This is a genomic window from Massilia sp. NBRC 108631 (assembly GCF_059704565.1).
In genome coordinates this window covers 1-229 of the sequence record NZ_BAAKJE010000175.1, presented here as the reverse complement: position 1 = coordinate 229, position 229 = coordinate 1, and the positions used below count along the sequence as shown (strand labels likewise).

1 protein-coding gene is annotated in these 229 nt (G+C 62.9%); it reads left to right on the top strand.

Annotation, left to right across the window (positions count from 1 at the left end; translation table 11 throughout):
* Window positions 1–229 (top strand): EF-Tu/IF-2/RF-3 family GTPase (locus AC6H42_RS19335; protein WP_497548739.1); only part of this gene is annotated, 229 nt, incomplete at both ends.

The window sequence follows — 229 nt, the reverse complement described above, 5'->3', positions numbered from 1 at the left end:
CGCAGTGGACGGCGCCTTCCTGATGCCAGTGGAAGACGTGTTCTCGATCTCGGGCCGCGGCACCGTGGTGACCGGTCGCGTTGAGCGCGGCATCATCAAGGTCGGCGAAGAGATTGAAATCGTTGGTATCACCGACACCGTGAAAACCACCTGCACCGGCGTGGAAATGTTCCGCAAGCTGCTGGACCAGGGTCAGGCCGGCGACAACGTTGGTCTGCTGCTGCGCGGC